Annotated in this window: 17 protein-coding genes and 1 rRNA gene; 8 read left to right on the top strand and 10 right to left on the bottom strand. The window is 51.3% G+C overall.

Annotation, left to right across the window (positions count from 1 at the left end; genetic code table 11):
* Nucleotides 1-4: 4 nt before the first annotated feature.
* The 6 genes from lepA to rseD form a co-directional block, all read right to left on the bottom strand.
* Complete coding sequence (gene lepA, locus ACKI5T_RS05010; RefSeq protein ID WP_015960050.1) at nt 5-1,804, bottom strand: translation elongation factor 4; 1,800 nt, start codon at nt 1,802-1,804, stop codon at nt 5-7.
* Nucleotides 1,805-1,990: 186 nt separating this feature from the next.
* Complete coding sequence (gene rseC / locus ACKI5T_RS05005; protein ID WP_407436015.1) at nt 1,991-2,467, bottom strand: SoxR-reducing system protein RseC; 477 nt, start codon at nt 2,465-2,467, stop codon at nt 1,991-1,993.
* Nucleotides 2,464-3,417, bottom strand: a complete 954-nt coding sequence (rseB, locus tag ACKI5T_RS05000) for a sigma-E factor regulatory protein RseB (protein ID WP_407436013.1) — start codon at nt 3,415-3,417, stop codon at nt 2,464-2,466. The genes rseC and rseB overlap by 4 nt, the downstream gene beginning before the upstream one ends.
* On the bottom strand, nt 3,417-4,067 hold the full coding sequence (rseA, locus tag ACKI5T_RS04995; RefSeq protein WP_059179479.1) for an anti-sigma-E factor RseA: 651 nt from the start codon (nt 4,065-4,067) through the stop codon (nt 3,417-3,419). Before rseA ends, rseB begins: the two co-directional genes overlap by 1 nt.
* Nucleotides 4,068-4,098: 31 nt before the next feature.
* The gene (rpoE, locus tag ACKI5T_RS04990) at nt 4,099-4,674 is read right to left on the bottom strand and encodes an RNA polymerase sigma factor RpoE (RefSeq protein ID WP_015960054.1); all 576 of its coding nucleotides are present in this window, start codon (nt 4,672-4,674) and stop codon (nt 4,099-4,101) included.
* Complete coding sequence (rseD, locus tag ACKI5T_RS04985) at nt 4,671-4,754, bottom strand: rpoE leader peptide RseD (protein WP_407436779.1); 84 nt, start codon at nt 4,752-4,754, stop codon at nt 4,671-4,673. The genes rpoE and rseD overlap by 4 nt, the downstream gene beginning before the upstream one ends.
* A 346-nt stretch (nt 4,755-5,100) precedes the next feature.
* On the opposite strand from rseD, the gene nadB reads away from it, so the two are divergent.
* Nucleotides 5,101-6,720, top strand: a complete 1,620-nt coding sequence (gene nadB / locus ACKI5T_RS04980) for an L-aspartate oxidase (protein ID WP_407436011.1) — start codon at nt 5,101-5,103, stop codon at nt 6,718-6,720.
* On the opposite strand, the gene trmN is transcribed toward nadB, so the two are convergent.
* Nucleotides 6,705-7,442, bottom strand: coding sequence for a tRNA(1)(Val) (adenine(37)-N(6))-methyltransferase TrmN (gene trmN, locus ACKI5T_RS04975; protein ID WP_407436009.1), 738 nt, complete (start codon nt 7,440-7,442; stop codon nt 6,705-6,707). The two genes, nadB and trmN, sit on opposite strands and share 16 nt — an antisense overlap.
* A gap of 133 nt (nt 7,443-7,575) precedes the next feature.
* Between trmN and srmB the strand changes: the two genes are divergently transcribed.
* Nucleotides 7,576-8,904: an ATP-dependent RNA helicase SrmB gene (gene srmB, locus ACKI5T_RS04970; RefSeq protein WP_015960057.1), complete on the top strand. Its 1,329-nt coding sequence runs from the start codon at nt 7,576-7,578 to the stop codon at nt 8,902-8,904.
* A gap of 45 nt (nt 8,905-8,949) precedes the next feature.
* On the opposite strand, the gene grcA is transcribed toward srmB, so the two are convergent.
* The gene (gene grcA, locus ACKI5T_RS04965) at nt 8,950-9,333 is read right to left on the bottom strand and encodes an autonomous glycyl radical cofactor GrcA (protein WP_015960058.1); all 384 of its coding nucleotides are present in this window, start codon (nt 9,331-9,333) and stop codon (nt 8,950-8,952) included.
* Nucleotides 9,334-9,633: 300 nt separating this feature from the next.
* Between grcA and ung the strand changes: the two genes are divergently transcribed.
* Nucleotides 9,634-10,323, top strand: coding sequence for a uracil-DNA glycosylase (gene ung, locus ACKI5T_RS04960; RefSeq protein ID WP_407436007.1), 690 nt, complete (start codon nt 9,634-9,636; stop codon nt 10,321-10,323).
* Nucleotides 10,324-10,399: 76 nt separating this feature from the next.
* On the opposite strand, the gene ACKI5T_RS04955 is transcribed toward ung, so the two are convergent.
* A complete protein-coding gene (locus tag ACKI5T_RS04955) occupies nt 10,400-11,497 on the bottom strand; it encodes a tRNA/rRNA methyltransferase (protein ID WP_407436005.1) in 1,098 nt (365 codons plus the stop codon).
* Nucleotides 11,498-11,703: 206 nt separating this feature from the next.
* On the opposite strand from ACKI5T_RS04955, the gene trxC reads away from it, so the two are divergent.
* The 5 genes from trxC (at nt 11,704) to ACKI5T_RS04930 (ending at nt 17,423) form a co-directional block, all read left to right on the top strand.
* A complete protein-coding gene (gene trxC / locus ACKI5T_RS04950; RefSeq protein ID WP_015960061.1) occupies nt 11,704-12,123 on the top strand; it encodes a thioredoxin TrxC in 420 nt (139 codons plus the stop codon).
* Nucleotides 12,124-12,192: 69 nt separating this feature from the next.
* Nucleotides 12,193-12,891, top strand: a complete 699-nt coding sequence (gene tapT / locus ACKI5T_RS04945; RefSeq protein WP_407436002.1) for a tRNA-uridine aminocarboxypropyltransferase — start codon at nt 12,193-12,195, stop codon at nt 12,889-12,891.
* 35 nt (nt 12,892-12,926) lie between these two features.
* A complete protein-coding gene (locus ACKI5T_RS04940; protein ID WP_407436000.1) occupies nt 12,927-15,590 on the top strand; it encodes a bifunctional acetate--CoA ligase family protein/GNAT family N-acetyltransferase in 2,664 nt (887 codons plus the stop codon).
* Between the two features lie 109 nt (nt 15,591-15,699).
* A complete protein-coding gene (pssA, locus tag ACKI5T_RS04935; protein WP_407436777.1) occupies nt 15,700-17,055 on the top strand; it encodes a CDP-diacylglycerol--serine O-phosphatidyltransferase in 1,356 nt (451 codons plus the stop codon).
* Between the two features lie 44 nt (nt 17,056-17,099).
* Nucleotides 17,100-17,423, top strand: a complete 324-nt coding sequence (locus tag ACKI5T_RS04930; protein WP_407435998.1) for a YfiM family lipoprotein — start codon at nt 17,100-17,102, stop codon at nt 17,421-17,423.
* 151 nt (nt 17,424-17,574) lie between these two features.
* Here the strand turns inward: ACKI5T_RS04930 and rrf are convergent.
* A 5S ribosomal RNA gene (gene rrf, locus ACKI5T_RS04925) occupies nt 17,575-17,690 on the bottom strand.
* Nucleotides 17,691-17,700 lie beyond the last annotated feature (10 nt).

Below are 17,700 nucleotides of genomic sequence, written 5' to 3'. Positions count from 1 at the left end.
AGAATTATTTTCCGTCTTTACCAACGTGCAGAATGGCGAGGAACGCTTCCTGTGGCAGCTCAACGTTACCAACCTGCTTCATGCGTTTCTTACCATCTTTCTGTTTCTGCAGCAGTTTTTTCTTACGGCTGACGTCACCGCCGTAGCATTTCGCCAGAACGTTTTTACGCAGCTGTTTTACCGTTGCACGAGCAATAATATGGTTGCCAATGGCCGCCTGAATCGCGATATCAAACTGCTGACGCGGGATCAGTTCTTTCATTTTCTCGACAAGTTCGCGGCCACGGTATGGTGCGTTATCGTTGTGCGTAATCAGCGCCAGCGCATCGACGCGCTCACTGTTGATCAGCACATCCACACGTACCATGTTGGAAGCCTGGAAGCGTTTGAAGTTGTAATCCAACGACGCGTAGCCGCGCGAAGTGGACTTCAGACGGTCAAAGAAGTCGAGCACCACTTCTGCCATCGGGATTTCATAGGTGAGCGCAACCTGGTTACCGTGGTAAACCATGTTGGTCTGCACGCCACGTTTCTCGATACACAGTGTAATCACGTTGCCCAGGAATTCCTGTGGCAGCAGCATGTGACATTCAGCGATAGGCTCGCGCAGCTCTTCGATGTTATTCAGAGGCGGCAGCTTCGATGGGCTATCGACGTAAATAACTTCTTTGTTCGTTGTCTCAACTTCATACACGACGGTCGGTGCCGTGGTGATGAGATCCAGATCGTATTCACGCTCCAGACGTTCCTGAATGATCTCCATGTGCAAAAGACCGAGGAAGCCACAGCGGAAGCCGAAGCCCAACGCAGTAGAGCTTTCTGGCTCATAGAACAGTGAAGCATCGTTGAGGCTCAGCTTACCCAGCGCGTCACGGAAGTTTTCGTAATCATCAGAGCTAACGGGGAACAGACCCGCATATACCTGTGGTTTCACTTTTTTGAAGCCAGGCAGCGCTTTGTCAGCCGGGTTACGCGCTTGCGTCAAGGTATCGCCAACTGGCGCGCCCAGAATGTCTTTAATCGCGCAAACCAACCAGCCAACTTCACCGCATCTCAGTTCAGTACGGTCAACCTGTTTTGGCGTGAAGATCCCCAGACGATCAGCGTTATAAACCTGACCGGTGCTCATCACTTTGATTTTGTCGCCTTTGCGCATGGTGCCGTTTTTGATACGGACCAGCGACACAACGCCCAGGTAGTTATCAAACCAGGAGTCAATAATCAGTGCCTGCAGCGGGGCATCCACATCACCTTCCGGTGGCGGAATGTCGCGAACCAGTCGTTCCAGCACATCAGGAACACCCACGCCGGTTTTCGCGGAGCAGCGCACAGCATCGGTAGCATCGATGCCCACGATGTCTTCAATCTCTTCCGCTACACGCTCTGGATCAGCCGCAGGCAGGTCGATTTTGTTAAGAACCGGCACCACTTCAAGTTCCATTTCCATTGCGGTGTAGCAGTTCGCCAGGGTCTGGGCTTCTACGCCCTGCCCGGCATCGACCACCAGCAGCGCGCCTTCACAGGCCGCCAACGAGCGAGAAACTTCATATGAGAAGTCAACGTGGCCTGGGGTGTCGATGAAATTCAGTTGATAGGTTTCGCCATCGGCGGCTTTGTAATCAAGCGTGACGCTCTGCGCTTTGATGGTAATACCACGTTCGCGTTCCAGGTCCATGGAGTCCAGAACCTGGGCTTCCATTTCACGATCAGACAGGCCACCGCAAATCTGGATAATACGGTCAGACAGCGTCGACTTACCGTGGTCAATGTGAGCAATGATCGAAAAGTTACGTATATTCTTCATATAATTAAATAATTATGCCTTACGAATTCCTGGAGGCCGCTGTTCTTAGCCTGACGTTTTTCAGTGCGAAAACGCAGCATTCTACACTACATCTTCGTCACCAGGAAATGCTCTTAAAGCCAAGCTTAGCGCGAGGATTCGGGGTTTTCATTTCAGAGAGGTAAATAAAGATAAAGCCCGGTGTCATTACCGGGCTTCAGAAGATAGCGTTTCAACACGAAGCATGTTGGGAGGAAGGCCTACGCTCAGAATGACAGGTTGCCAGGCCTCTCGCTCAGCGAGTTTTTGCGAAAAGCCACGTGCCAACATGAAACCACCTACACCACCCAACGCTCCGCCGCACATTGCCGCAAGATCGGTTCCAAATAACATTTGGAAGATTCCCGCAAGTACAAATAAGCCCACGAGCGGCGAGAGGTAAACCAGCATTGCCGAGCCTAGCAAACTGCCCTCAGCAATACCAAGCTCGACCTTTTGCCCTTCGGTGAGAGGCTGCTCGCTGGGTACAGAAATCGTATGCGTGGTTTGCGGTCCGAGTTTGTTGAGTACGCGAGAGCCGCATCCAGCACGGGAAGCACAACTGTTACATGAGGCTTTGACGTCGCACATAACCAGCGCAACGCCATCGTTCCACGAAACCACCGTGGCCCATTCTTTGATCATTGGGCGGCCCTGAATTTAATGCTATCTGAAATACGTTTTGCCGTTTGCGGAGGAAGTTCTCCCACAATGGTGATCTCAGCATTATCGCGTATCGTCGAACTGACTGTTCGGCGGCCCGTCCGGAGCATTTGCTCAGAACTGTTAGCGGTGGCGCGATTGATATTCACCGAGAAGCTAAACAGACCGTCAGAATAAAGTCGAGATTCGACCGCAGTTTCAATCGTTGGAAGCTGACGGCGACTGCTGGATATCTCATTGAAACCTTGAGGTATCCATGATGGCGCCCAGTTAAAGTTAGCCGCGTCGCCCGCAGGAACCGACAGAAGCGGTGGAAGGTTAGCTTTAGCCAGACTTTGCATACTGGTGCCAACCTGATTATTCACGGTGAACGAGATCACGCGGAATTGTTCAAGCGTTTCACCGTCGCGATCGAGCAGATCGACACGCATTGGCAGCTTGGTTTCCGTATCCATCCACACAATGTAGCTATAGCGTGTGCCGTCTTTTGCCACTACGCGAATGACTTCGCACAGCCTGTCCGCAATGCGGGTACGGCCAACCGAAATAAAATCGTAGTAAGGCGACAGACGCTTAAAATCGGTATACACAAGAGCGGGTAGCGAATCGACGATGTAATCGCCATTGAGCGTAAACGGTTCAAGACCTGGCTCAAAATAGCTGATTTCATTACCGCGCTGAACAACTTCACGACGCGGGCCGTCCATCTGTAAAAGCTGGGCAAGCGGCTGTTTATCAAGACGAGCATGGCGATAGCGCAACGACTCTACACCTTGCTTATTGATACTGACAAAAGCCAACTCATAATTGAGTGACTGGCTGGCCATGTTCATTTGCTGCAACAACGCCCCGGACGATAAATCAGCCGAGGCGTTGGCAGAGAAGAACAGGCTACCCGCCACCAAAGACATGGCGCACCAAAGTTGCTTCATTACTGCGATTGCGTTCCTAAAGTTTGGTTTCCTGGTACTTGCACGCCAGCTTGCTGGGTTTGCGCCTGCTCAAACTGGAGTTGTTCCGAGTGCAAGCGGCGCTGCAATTCGTAATCCTGCAACATCGCATTAATGCGACGGCGCTGTTCCTGTACCTGCTGTTGCTGACCAGGACTTACCGACGCATCTGCTGGCACGCCCAGACTTACCGGACTTGCTTTGCCCATCATCGGCAGCGTATTGAACACTGGCGCTTCAGGCTGCTGATTCGCTTCAGATTGACCATTATAGTGCTGGACGCCAACAATAACTGCAAGCGATACGCATGCCGCCACACCCATTTGGGTAAGCTGACTCGCCCATGGGCGCACTTTTTTCCAGAACGGCATCTTTTGCCATTGATGCGGCGCCGGCTGAGCTTCAGGAATCAAAGGAATGGTTTGATGTACAGGCTCGTTCTCAATGGCCGCCATTACGCGTGCTGAGATATCGAAATGGAGAACATCGCCCGTATCACCGCGCATAGAATCACGGATGAGATGGTAACTCTCCCAGGTCTTTTGCATATCGGGAGAATGAGAAAGCTCGTTGAGCAACTCACTGTCCAGCGTTTCACCATCCATTAAAGCGGAAAGTTTTTCTTTCTGCATGCCTAATACCTTTTCCAGTATCCCGCTATCGTCAACGCCTGATAAGCGGTTGAACTTTATTATCAATAGCTTCTCGCGCACGGAAAATACGTGAGCGAACCGTCCCGACCGGACAATCCATGATGGCAGCTATCTCTTCATAGCTAAGGCCATCCAGTTCCCGTAACGTAATTGCCATACGTAAATCTTCCGGGAGCGACTCGATCGTTCGAAAAACTATTTGTCTCAGCTCTTCTGACAACATTAAGTTCTCAGGGTTCGAAATTTCTTTCAATGCGCCGCCACTTTCGAAGTTTTCTGCTTCAATCGCATCAATATCACTTGATGGCGGACGACGGCCCTGAGCAACCAGATAATTCTTTGCTGTATTGACAGCAATGCGATACAGCCAGGTGTAAAAAGCACTATCTCCCCGGAAAGAATCCAGCGCGCGATAGGCCTTAATGAAAGACTCTTGTACCACATCAGGGACATCCCCTGACGGGACATAACGGGACACCAGACTCGCCACTTTATGCTGATAGCGCACTACCAGTAAGTTAAAGGCTTTCTGATCTCCCTTCTGGACCCGTTCTACCAGGACCTGGTCCGTTAACTGCTCGCTCATCCGAGGTAATGTCTCCCCAAACCTAAATTCCACGCGTTATCGAAACGCCACTCTAAAAGCACTGCAATGTGAGCAAGCATGAGATTAGAGTGTCTATTCATCAGTAAGTTCCGTTACGCTTTTGTTTTTGTTCATCGTGTCGCAGACAGTTCATTTTCTCTCATTATATGTCTGTTAACGATACGTACCCCAATTTCTGATAGTAAAGGGCATTTTTACAGCCAGCAGAGTACCGCAACAAAGGTATTATTTCACCACAAAATCTGAAGCTAACGATCTGCTTCGCAAAATATTTTCGCGCATTTGCACGATTTTATCCTCTCCGCCGATGTTTAGGCTGCGCAACACACAATAAAAAAAACGTGCTGTGTAACGCGTACCGGTGCTATTCTGGCCAAACACTGTTTAGTAAATTAAACAAAAATCATGAACACAACTCCAGAACTCCAATGTGATGTACTGATTATTGGCAGCGGCGCAGCTGGCCTGTCCCTCGCACTTCGCCTGGCTTCTCAGCAGAAAGTGATTGTCCTGAGCAAAGGGCCAATGAGCGAAGGCTCAACCTTCTACGCGCAAGGTGGCATTGCGGCTGTGTTTGATGAAACAGACAGCATCGCGTCACATGTCGAAGACACCTTAATAGCGGGCGCAGGAATTGTTGAAGAGCATGCCGCTGAATTTGTAGCCAGCAATGCACGTCACTGTGTTCAATGGCTTATCGATCAGGGCGTTTTATTCGATACGCATATTCAGCCGAATGGTGAAGAAGGCTATCACCTCACCCGTGAAGGGGGTCATAGTCACCGTCGCATTTTGCATGCTGCCGACGCCACGGGTAAAGAAGTTGAAACCACGCTAGTCAGCCAGGCGCGTAACCATCCGAACATTCAGGTACTCGAGCGCAGCAACGCGGTCGATTTGATTGTTTCCGATAAGATTGGGCTGCCGGGAACGCGACGAGTCGTTGGTGCATGGGTCTGGAACCGTAATAAAGAAAAAGTGGAAACCTGTCAGGCAAAATCTGTGGTGTTGGCAACGGGCGGCGCTTCTAAAGTTTACCAATATACGACAAACCCAGACATCTCCTCAGGCGATGGCATTGCGATGGCCTGGCGTGCCGGCTGCCGTGTCGCCAATCTGGAGTTTAATCAGTTTCATCCAACAGCGTTGTTCCATCCTCAGGCGCGCAACTTTCTGTTGACCGAAGCCCTGCGTGGCGAAGGTGCTCACCTTAAACGCCCCGACGGCTCGCGGTTTATGCCAGACTTTGATTCCCGCGGTGAACTTGCTCCGCGCGATATTGTGGCGCGCGCCATTGACCATGAAATGAAGCGTCTCGGCGTCGATTGCATGTATCTCGACATCAGCCATAAACCCGCTGATTTTGTGCGTCAGCACTTCCCGACCATCTACGAGAAATTACTCGGACTGGGGATCGATCTGACCAAAGAACCCGTCCCTATTGTCCCCGCTGCGCACTATACATGCGGCGGCGTGATGGTAGACGACCATGGACGGACAGACGTTGATGGTCTTTACGCGATCGGCGAGGTGAGTTACACCGGGCTGCATGGTGCAAACCGCATGGCGTCTAACTCGCTGCTTGAATGTCTGGTTTATGGCTGGTCAGCTGCAGAAGATATCACCAAACGTACGCCCTATGCCCGCAAGGTAGAATCGCTTCCCGCCTGGGATGAGAGTCGAGTCGATAATCCGGATGAACTCGTGGTCATTCAGCATAACTGGCATGAGTTGAGACTGTTTATGTGGGATTACGTTGGGATTGTGCGAACCACGAAACGTCTGGAACGCGCGCTGCGGCGCATTACTATGCTCCAGCAAGAAATCGATGAGTATTACGCCCATTTCCGCGTGTCCAATAACCTGCTTGAGCTGCGCAACCTGGTACAGGTTGCTGAGTTGATTGTGCGGTGCGCCATGATGCGTAAAGAAAGTCGAGGCTTACATTACACGCTGGATTACCCCGATCAACTGGAAGAGTCGGGGCCGTCGATTCTGGCCCCACTTGTTCACATAAACAGATAAAATGCCTGGGTCAGCGCGGTGTAATCTTCGGAGTAACGCTGGTCTGGCCCACGAATCACCATTCTGTCGCTGAAGCACTCTCCCTCTTTCGGCGATAGCGCCAGTAATACCCGGTGAGGCAGTTTTCCATCGGTATCGGCAATATCGGTTCGCAGACGTAAGAACCAGCCTATATCGAGCGCAGTCTTGATAAAAGTATTCCCGGTATTTTCGGGTAATACGACGCAGAAAAACCCTTCTTCCGAGATTAAATTGGCTGCCGCTGCTAAAAGCGCAGGATGACCAAGCGAACCGGTATAGCGTGCCTGGTCACGCTCTGGCGTGCCGCAGTCAACGCCAGGCTCATAATAAGGGGGATTGCTAACGATAAGATCGTAGCGCGCCGTTTGCTCGGGCGCCCACGCCAGAATATCAGCGCACTGAACCTGAACACGTTCAGCCCAAGGGGATTCAGCGGCGTTTTCACTGGCCTGATTCACTGCCTGAGCATCCAGTTCGACCGCGTCAATCGTGACATGCTGCTCGGTACGTTGCGCCAGCATCAGCGCTAAAAGGCCACTTCCGCTACCAATATCCAAAATTCGCTTTACGCCCACGACGGGAGCCCATGCACCGAGTAAAATACCGTCAGTACCGACCTTCATCGCGCAACGATCGTGAGCTACAAAGAACTGTTTAAAAGTGAAACCATCGCGGCGCAACAGCGCTTTGGGTTGAGACATGTCAAAACAACCTTCTTAAATGAAACTGGAATAGCATAGGGGAAAGCGAAGTGGTGGAAAAGGGATATCCATACAAACAGATGAAGATTGCAGCCATAACGTCTATAATCAGCGCCCCACACAGAGGTAGAACATGACTGTAACGACTTTTTCCGAACTTGAACTCGATGAATGCCTGCTGGAAGCTCTCCAGAATAAAGGCTTCACACGCCCGACTGCCATCCAGGCGGCTGCCATTCCGCCTGCGTTAGAAGGCCGTGATGTACTCGGTTCTGCGCCGACAGGCACCGGTAAAACGGCGGCGTACTTGCTGCCTGTCTTGCAGCATCTTATTGATTTCCCTCGCAAGAAATCTGGCCCACCGCGTATTTTGATTCTGACACCTACACGTGAACTTGCCGTTCAGGTAGCAGAACATGCGCGTGAATTAGCCGCAAAAACGCATCTGGATATTGCCACCATTACCGGTGGTGTCGCCTACATGAACCACGCCGAAGTGTTCAGTGAGAACCAGGATATCGTGGTGGCGACGACCGGTCGTTTGATGCAATACATCAAAGAAGAGAACTTTGACTGCCGCGCAGTAGAAACGCTGATCCTTGATGAAGCAGACCGTATGCTGGAACTGGGCTTTGCGCAGGATATCGAGCATATCGCAGGCGAAACGCGCTGGCGCAAACAGACGATGCTGTTCTCCGCAACGCTTGAAGGCGATGCGATCAAAGATTTTGCTGAGCGTCTTCTGGAGGATCCGGCCGAAGTTTCTGCCACGCCTTCTACGCGTGAGCGCAAAAAGATCCACCAGTGGTATTACCGCGCGGATAACTTTGAACACAAGCTTGAGCTGTTGAAGCATTTGCTCAAACAAGATGACACGACGCGTACCATTGTTTTTGTTCGTAAACGCGAGCGCGTGCATGAGTTAGCCGCTCAGTTGCGTTCAGCGGGTATCGATAACTGCTATCTTGAAGGCGACATGCCGCAGGTGAAACGCACCGAAGGTATTAAACGTCTGACCGAAGGTCGCGTTAATGTTCTGGTGGCTACCGACGTAGCGGCGCGCGGTATCGACATTCCTGAAGTAAGCCATGTTATTAACTTTGACATGCCGCGCAGCGGGGATACCTACCTTCACCGTATTGGTCGTACCGGTCGTGCAGGCCTGAAGGGTACGGCTATTTCTCTGGTTGAAGCGCATGACTATCTGCTGCTTCAGAAAGTAGGCCGTTACATCGAAGAGCCCGTTAAAGCGCGCGTAATTGATGAGTTACGCCCTACGACGCGTCCGCCGAGCGAGAAAATGACGGGTAAACCGTCTAAGAAAGTGCTCGCTAAACGCGAAGAGCAGAAACAGAAAGAAAAAGAAAAACCGCGCGTGAAGGACCGTCACCGTGATGCCAAGAATATTGGCAAACGCCGTAAGCCGAGTGGCTCAACAGCGACTTCTAACAAAGAAGAATAAAAAAACGCCGGGCTCATTACCCGGCGTTTTTATTTCCAGCGGATCTTACAGGCTAGCAGTAAAGGTACGAGCAATCACATCGCGCTGCTGTTCTGGCGTCAGTGAATTGAAGCGTACGGCATAACCTGAAACGCGGATGGTCAGCTGCGGATATTTTTCTGGATGCTTAACCGCATCTTCCAGTGTCTCGCGACGCAGTACGTTGACGTTCAGGTGTTGACCACCTTCAACGCGTACTTCTGGTTGGATCTCCATTGGGATTTCACGGTATTCGATTTCGCCCAGTTTGTTTACTGGCACAATTTGGTCTTCCGCAAAACCGGCTTTCGCCACGACGCAACGCGCTTCACCTTTCTCGCTGTCCAGCAGCCAAAAAGAATTCAACAGGTCGTCATTTGCAGCTTTAGTGATCTGGATACCCGTAATCATATGATGCCTCCCATAACCTACATTATTTGGTGTCGGCCATTAGCGGCCAATTGGTAAAACCATTGTTTCTTGAGTGTATATATATCAGTCGAACCCGCCCCATTCATTGACCTAAATCAACAAAAAACAGACCTTACAAATTGTGTGGTTTGAATTTGTTGTTTTATATCAATTTTCACACCGTGGAATCTGGGTTTGTTTTCGTTCTTTTCAAGTCTTAAGGGCTTTATCCCTAACGGATTTTGCGCCTCCGGCATTAACGGTTAAGCTAGGCGCAGATAAAATTCGTAGGAGAGCGAGATGACCACTTCATTAACATGGCATGACGTGTTGGCTGATGAAAAACAACAACCCTATTTTGTTAATACGCTGAACACCGTCGCCACTGAAAGGCAGTCAGGCCAAACAATCTACCCGCCGCAAAAAGATGTGTTTAACGCTTTCCGCTACACCGAACTGAATAACGTCAAAGTCGTGATCCTGGGTCAGGATCCCTACCACGGCCCAGGACAAGCGCATGGTTTGGCTTTCTCTGTTCGTCCGGGTATTGCCACACCACCTTCTCTGCTGAACATGTATAAGGAGCTGGAAGGTTCTATGCCTGGCTTTGTTCGCCCTGCCCATGGCTATCTAGAGAGCTGGGTGCATCAGGGTGTGCTGCTCCTCAATACGGTACTGACCGTGCGGGCAGGACAGGCACATTCTCATGCCAGCCTCGGATGGGAAACGTTCACCGACAAAGTGATTAGCCTGATCAACGAGCATCGAGAAGGCGTTGTGTTTTTACTGTGGGGAGCGCATGCGCAGAAGAAAGGGGCGATTATTGATCCCAAGCGCCACCATGTGCTGAAAGCGCCCCATCCTTCTCCGCTTTCTGCTCATCGTGGCTTTTTTGGCTGCAATCATTTTGTGTTAGCAAATGAGTGGTTAGAAAAACGTGGCGAGAAGCCTATCGACTGGATGCCAGTCTTACCGGCGGAAAGTGAGTGATTTTTTAAGCAGATTTAAAGGTTAATACCAAAATGAATATGCCCGACAATCGCCGGGCATAATAAACAATGCGAGATTACGCTTTGTTTTGACGCCACCATTCAGCCAGCAGAACGCCGGTTGCAACGGAAACGTTAAGGCTTTCTACTTTACCAGTCCCTTCGATAGAAACACTCAGGTCGGCCGTTGAAAGCGCAGCATCGGACAAACCATCGCGTTCCTGACCCAGCACCAGCACCATTTTGCGCGGCAGCGTGGCCTGGAACAGCGGCGTGCCTGTATGGCTGGATGTAGTCACAATGGAATAACCCGCTTTGCGGAACTCCTCAATAGCATCCAGTACGCTTTCGCCTGTGATAGGCTGGACGTGCTCAGCCCCACCTTCAGCCGTACGAATCGCTGCACCTGACTCGACAATCGCCGCATCCTGCAACAGTACGCCTTTCACGCCGAAGTGCGCGCAGCTACGCATCATTGCGCCCAGATTATGTGGGTTACCCACATCTTCCAGTGCCAGTACACAGTCATCGGCATCCGCCTGGCTGACCCACTGCTTAACGGTTGTGCCGTTACGCTTTTTGATCAGGAAGCAAACGCCACCGTGATGCTCAGTACCCGACGCCTTCGTCAGTTCTTCGTCATCAACAACGTGGTATGCCTTACGGTTTGCAGCCATCCAGCGAAGTGCTTCTTTGAAACGCGGCGTTACGCTCTGGATAAACCAGGCACGAACGATACATTCCGGACGGCTCTGGAACAGGGCCTGACACGCATTTTCACCATACACACGGGTTTCTTCTGCGCGTTGACGGCGCAGCACTTCCGGATCGATGAAACTTTTACCACTGATTCCGCCGTGATCGGCCTTAGCCTGTGCGTCGTCAGTTGGGGCACGAGACACCGTGCGCCATGGTGAGGAATCACGTTGGAAGTCATCCCGAGGGCGGTCGTCGCGTTTGCGATCGTCACGCTTACGGTCATCACGTTTGCGGTCATCACCGCGGGAATTTTTGTCATCGCGGGCGGGGCGACGGCCACCGTCTGCACGCGAAGATGCTGGACGCCCTGCACCCTTTCCGGTACGCGGATTAACGGTGCGTTTGTCAGAATCATCATCACTGCGGACATACATCACTTTGACCTTGCCGCTTTTATTTTTCAGTTCATCGTTCATGCTTTTCTCCACCAGCGCTGCGCGAAGCGCGCAGATTACCCGATGTGCAAGCGCATAGCCATTATTTCGTATAAAAGCCTATGACTATTGTTCCTATTGAATAAAACGCATTGTCGTTTCAAACAGGCTCAATGATAATATGTAACATATCGGAAACATTATCGGCATTATGCCGCATTGTCCTACTGCTCTATCAGAGGTTAGTTATGAATACCGTATGTGCCAACTGCCAGGCTCTTAATCGCATTCCGGAAGGCCGCATTGATGATGGAGCAAAATGTGGGCGTTGCGGTCATGAGCTTTTCGATGGCGACGTGATTAACGCCACGGGTGAAACTCTCGACAAACTGCTGAAAGACGATCTCCCGGTTGTAGTGGATTTCTGGGCACCCTGGTGTGGCCCGTGCCGTAACTTTGCACCCATCTTTGAAGATGTCGCGGAAGAACGCAGCGGCAAAATGCGTTTTGTGAAAGTGAATACCGAAGCTGAACGCGAGCTCAGCGCGCGTTTTCGCATTCGCAGTATTCCGACTATTATGATTTTCAAAAATGGCGAAATGGTGGATATGCTTAATGGTGCCGTACCGAAGGCGCCTTTCGAGAGCTGGTTGAACGAATCGCTCTAACAATCTCGGGGTGCGTCTTGTGCCCCGCAGTTTGCTCTGCGAAAATGACATTTTCCCTATGCCACCTCTATGACTGATAACGCCGTACTCCAATTACGCGCCGAACGCCTGGCGCGTGCGACCCGTCCTTTTCTCGCTCGTGGCAACCGCGTTCGTCGCTGTCAGCGTTGCCTACTGCCGCTTAAACTTTGCCTGTGTGACACGCTGGCTCCCAGCCACGCCAAAAGCCGTTTTTGCCTGGTAATGTTTGATACTGAGCCGATGAAACCCAGCAATACCGGCCGGTTGATTGCCGATATCCTTCCGGATACCGCCGCGTTTCAGTGGTCGCGAACCGATCCTCCTCAGGCACTTCTCGATCTGGTTGCAAACCCAGATTATCAACCAATGGTGGTGTTTCCCGCCTCTTACGCAGGACCTGACAGGAAGGTGATGTCAATGCCAGCAACGGGAAAGCCTCCTCTGTTCATTATGCTGGATGGCACCTGGACCGAAGCGCGGAAAATGTTCCGCAAGAGTCCTTATCTGGATGCACTCCCCGTGATCTCAGTCGATCTCTCCAGGGTGTCGGCCTACCGATTACGCGCTGCTCATGCTGAAGATCAATATTGCACGGCTGAAGTGGCTATCGCTCTGCTGGATCTTGCGGGCGATACCGTTGCGGCCAGCGCTTTGGGGAACCATTTTTCCTGTTTCCGTGAGCGCTATCTGGCAGGAAAACCCAATCGTACGGGAAGCATCACAGCAGAAGAGTCAGAAAGCGTTTAAAATCATCGGGTCACTCGTGCTTTCAGGAGACTTGTATGAGCCAGCGAGGGCTAGAAGCGCTACTCCGTCCAAAATCGATTGCCGTTATTGGCGCATCCATGAAACCCGATCGTGCGGGATATTTAATGATGCGCAACCTGCTGGCCGGGGGTTTTAATGGTCCGGTGATGCCCGTTACGCCGGCATATAAAGCGGTTCAGGGTGTGCTTGCGTGGCCCGATGTTGGCAGTCTGCCGTTTGTGCCCGATCTTGCTGTGCTGTGTACGCATGCCAAACGCAACATCACGTTGCTGGAAGCGTTGGGTGATAAAGGCTGTAAAACCTGCATCATTCTCTCTTCCCCGCCGGAACAGCAGGCAGAACTCATGGCCTGCGCCAGTCGTTACCAAATGCGCCTGCTGGGGCCAAACAGTCTGGGATTGCTGGCCCCCTGGCAGGGCTTAAACGCCAGTTTCTCTCCAGTCCCGATACGTAAAGGTAAGTTAGCGTTCATTTCTCAATCGGCAGCCGTTTCTAACACGATTCTCGATTGGGCCCAGCAGCGTGAAATGGGGTTTTCGTATTTTATCGCGCTGGGTGATAGCCTCGATATCGACGTGGACGAACTGTTGGATTTCCTCGCGCGTGACAGTAAAACCAGCGCCATACTTCTTTATCTGGAACATTTAAGCGACGCGCGACGCTTTGTCTCCGCTGCTCGCAGTGCCGCGCGTAACAAACCTATTCTGGTCATTAAAAGCGGTCGTAGCCCGGCAGCGCAGCGTCTGCTGCATTCCCATTCAGGTATGGATCCTGCGTGGGACGCCGCCATTCAGCGTGCCGGTCTGCTGCGTGTGCAGGATACTCACGAGCTTTTCTCTGCCGTAGAGACGTTGAGCCATATGCGTCCGTTGCGTGGCGAAAGGCTGATGATCATCAGCAACGGTGCGGCGCCGGCTGCACTGGCTCTCGATGAGCTGTGGCTACGCAATGGAAAATTGGCCACGTTGAGTGAAGAGATGCTTGGCAAACTACGTGAAGCATTTCCGGACAGCGTGACGCCCGGTAATCCACTCGATCTGCGAGACGATGCCAGCAGCGAGCGTTATATCAAAGCTATTACATTATTGCTGGATAGTCAGGACTTTGATGCGCTGATGGTGATCCATTCCCCTAGCGCCGCTGCCCCAGGAAGCGAAAGCGCCAGAGCGTTAATCGATGCTGTCAAAAATCACCCACGCGGAAAATATGTCACTCTACTAACCAACTGGTGCGGCGAGTTTTCCTCGCAAGAGGCGCGGCGCTTGTTCAGCGAAACGGGGCTCCCAACGTATCGCACGCCAGAAGGGACGATTACCGCTTTTATGCACATGGTTGAGTATCGTCGTAACCAAAAACAACTGCGTGAAACGCCCGCGTTACCCGACAATCTTACGGCAAACGCGACCGCGGCTCATCATCTGTTGCGCTCGGCAATCGAAGACGGCACGCGTGCGCTTGATACGCATGAGGTCCAGCCGATCCTTGATGCCTACGGCATACACACTCTGTCGACCTGGATTGCCGGGGATAGCGCCGAGGCTGTTCACATTGCCGAACAGATTGGTTATCCCGTTGCATTGAAACTGCGCTCCCCTGATATCCCGCACAAGTCGGATGTACAAGGGGTGATGCTTTACTTGCGTACCGCAGCGGAAGTGCAGCAGGCCGCTGAAGCTATTTTTGATCGCGTCAAAATGGCCTGGCCCCAGGCGAGGGTTCATGGGCTATTGGTACAAAGCATGGCTAATCGGGCCGGAGCACAAGAACTGAGAGTCGTCGTCGAACAGGATCCTGTATTTGGTCCGCTGATTATGTTGGGCGAAGGGGGCGTAGAGTGGCACCCGGAAGAACAGGCTGTCGTGGCATTGCCTCCGCTGAATATGAACCTGGCACGCTATCTGGTGATACAGGCTATCAAGAGTAAAAAAATCCGTGGCCGCAGTGCTCTTCAGCCTCTGGATATTGCCGGGTTAAGCCAATTTTTGGTGCAAGTATCAAACCTGATTGTCGATTGTGCAGAAATACAGCGATTGGATATTCATCCGCTTTTGGCTTCAGGTAACGAGTTTACGGCTTTGGATGTGACGCTAGATATCGCCCCATTTGACGGCGACCGGGAGAATCGGCTGGCCATCCGCCCCTATCCTTTGCACCTGGAAGAGTGGGTTGAGTTAAAGAGCGGGGAAAGCGTGCTATTTCGCCCTATTCTCCCTGAAGACGAGCCGCAGCTACGTGTATTTATTGAACAGGTCACTAAAGAGGACTTGTATTATCGTTATTTTAGCGAGATCAGCGAATTTACCCATGAAGATTTAGCCAATATGACCCAGATCGACTACGATCGGGAAATGGCGTTTGTGGCCGTTCGTCATCGTGATAGCGGCGATGAGATCCTGGGCGTGACGCGCGCGATCTCCGATCCTGACAATGTGGATGCGGAATTTGCGGTGCTTGTTCGGTCTGATCTGAAAGGTCTGGGTCTGGGACGGCGACTGCTAGAAAAACTGATCAGTTACACCCGCGATCACGGATTGTTGTGCCTGAATGGCATTACGATGCCCCATAACCGCGGCATGATTACCCTGGCGCGTAAACTTGGATTTGACGTCGATATTCAGTTGGATGAAGGGATTGTTGCTCTGTCGCTTAGTCTGACACCGCCGTTGAGTCGGAAGTAAGGTACTGGAAATGTTGACCACTTAGACTTTACTGGTGGTATCATTGTCCGCTTATGTTGTCTGCAGATGTCAGATAACCCTTCAATGAACAGAGAAGATACGCACTGTGATGTTGTCAAAATTTAAGCGCAATAAACATCAACAACACCTTGCTCAACTACCGAAGATTTCTCAGTCAGTTGATGATGTCGAGTTCTTTTATGCTCCCGCCCATTTTCGGGAGACGCTTCTGGAAAAGATCGCGAGTGCCGCTCAGCGTATTTGCATTGTGGCGCTTTATCTTGAACAGGATGAAGGCGGACGTGCCATTTTAAGCGCAGTCTATGAGGCGAAACGGCAGCGCCCGGAACTTGACGTTCGCATCTTAGTTGACTGGCATCGCGCACAACGAGGCCGGATAGGCGCCGCTGCATCAAACACCAATGCAGACTGGTATTGCCGCATGGCTCAGGAAAATCCAGGTGTAGACGTGCGTGTCTATGGCGTACCGGTCAATACACGTGAAGCGCTTGGTGTTCTGCATTTCAAAGGTTTCATCATTGATGACTGTGTCCTTTACAGCGGCGCAAGCATTAATGACGTTTATCTGCACCAGCTTGATAAATATCGTTATGATCGCTACCACCTTATTCGCAATAAACAGATGACGGACATCATGTTTAACTGGGTTGATCAAAACCTGGTACATGGTCGTGGCGTAAATCGTCTTGATGATCCTAATCGTCCAAAGAGCCCAGAAATCAAAAATGACATCCGCCTTTTCCGTCAGGAATTACGCGATGCGGTTTATCATTTTCATGGCGATGCGGATAATGAACAGCTTTCTGTTACGCCATTGGTCGGTTTGGGTAAATCCAGCCTGCTGAACAAGACCATCTATCATTTGATGCCGTGTACCGAGCAAAAACTGACGATCTGTACGCCGTATTTCAATTTACCTGCCATCCTGGTTCGCAACATTATTCAACTGCTGCGTGATGGTAAAAAAGTCGAAATTATCGTCGGTGATAAGAGTGCAAATGATTTCTTTATCCCAGAAGATCAGCCATTTAAAATTATTGGCGCACTGCCCTATCTCTATGAAATTAACCTGCGTCGATTCCTGAGCCGTCTGCAATATTACGTCAATACCGATCAGCTCATCGTTCGTCTCTGGAAGGATGATGATAACAGCTATCATCTGAAAGGTATGTGGGTGGACGATAACTGGATGCTTCTGACAGGGAATAATTTAAACCCACGTGCATGGCGTCTGGATCTTGAAAACGCAATCCTGATTCACGATCCGCGGCACGAACTTTCTGCACAGCGTGAACGTGAACTCGAATTGATCCGTACCCACACACTCACTGTTCGCCACTATCGCGACCTGCAGAGTATTGCAGACTATCCGGTGAAAGTGCGTAAGCTCATCCGCCGTTTACGCCGGATACGTATTGATCGCCTGATTAGCCGCATTTTGTAATGCCCAAGCCCTGTCATCGACAGGGCTTTTTTTTGGAGTCCACGATGCGCAGCCCTTTCCTCTTTAGTCTTCTTTTACTTTCTGGCTGTAGCCATATGGCCAACGATCGCTGGCAGGGCCAGGATAAGGCCCAGCATTTTATAGCCTCAGCAATGCTATCTGCAGCAGGAAACGAATACGCTCAACATCAGGGTTATAGCCGTGATCGCAGCGCTCTTTATGGGCTTATGTTTTCAGTAAGCCTAGGGGCTACAAAGGAATTGTGGGATAGTCGCCCCGCAGGAAGCGGCTGGAGCTGGAAAGACTTTGCGTGGGACGTCGCCGGTGCTACGGCGGGGTATTCATTATGGCAGCTTGCCCATTATTAAGCCGACTCACTCCATACTTTTACACAACTGTATCACCGATGTAACAAACATCCGGACTTCTTATCAGACTGGCTTATTTTCTGAGCATTATCACTGAAAAACACAAGCAAAAAACCCCGGGCCTTGCGGACCGGGGTTCTTCTTTATTGATGCCTGGCAGTTCCCTACTCTCACATGGGGAGACCCCACACTACCATCGGCGCTACGGCGTTTCACTTCTGAGTTCGGCATGGGGTCAGGTGGGACCACCGCGCTAAAGCCGCCAGGCAAATTCTGT

The sequence above is a fragment of the Lelliottia sp. genome, assembly GCF_045627565.1.
Lineage (GTDB): Bacteria > Pseudomonadota > Gammaproteobacteria > Enterobacterales > Enterobacteriaceae > Enterobacter.
The sequence above is the reverse complement of the archived record's forward strand: the minus strand, read 5'-3'. Positions and strand labels throughout refer to the sequence as shown.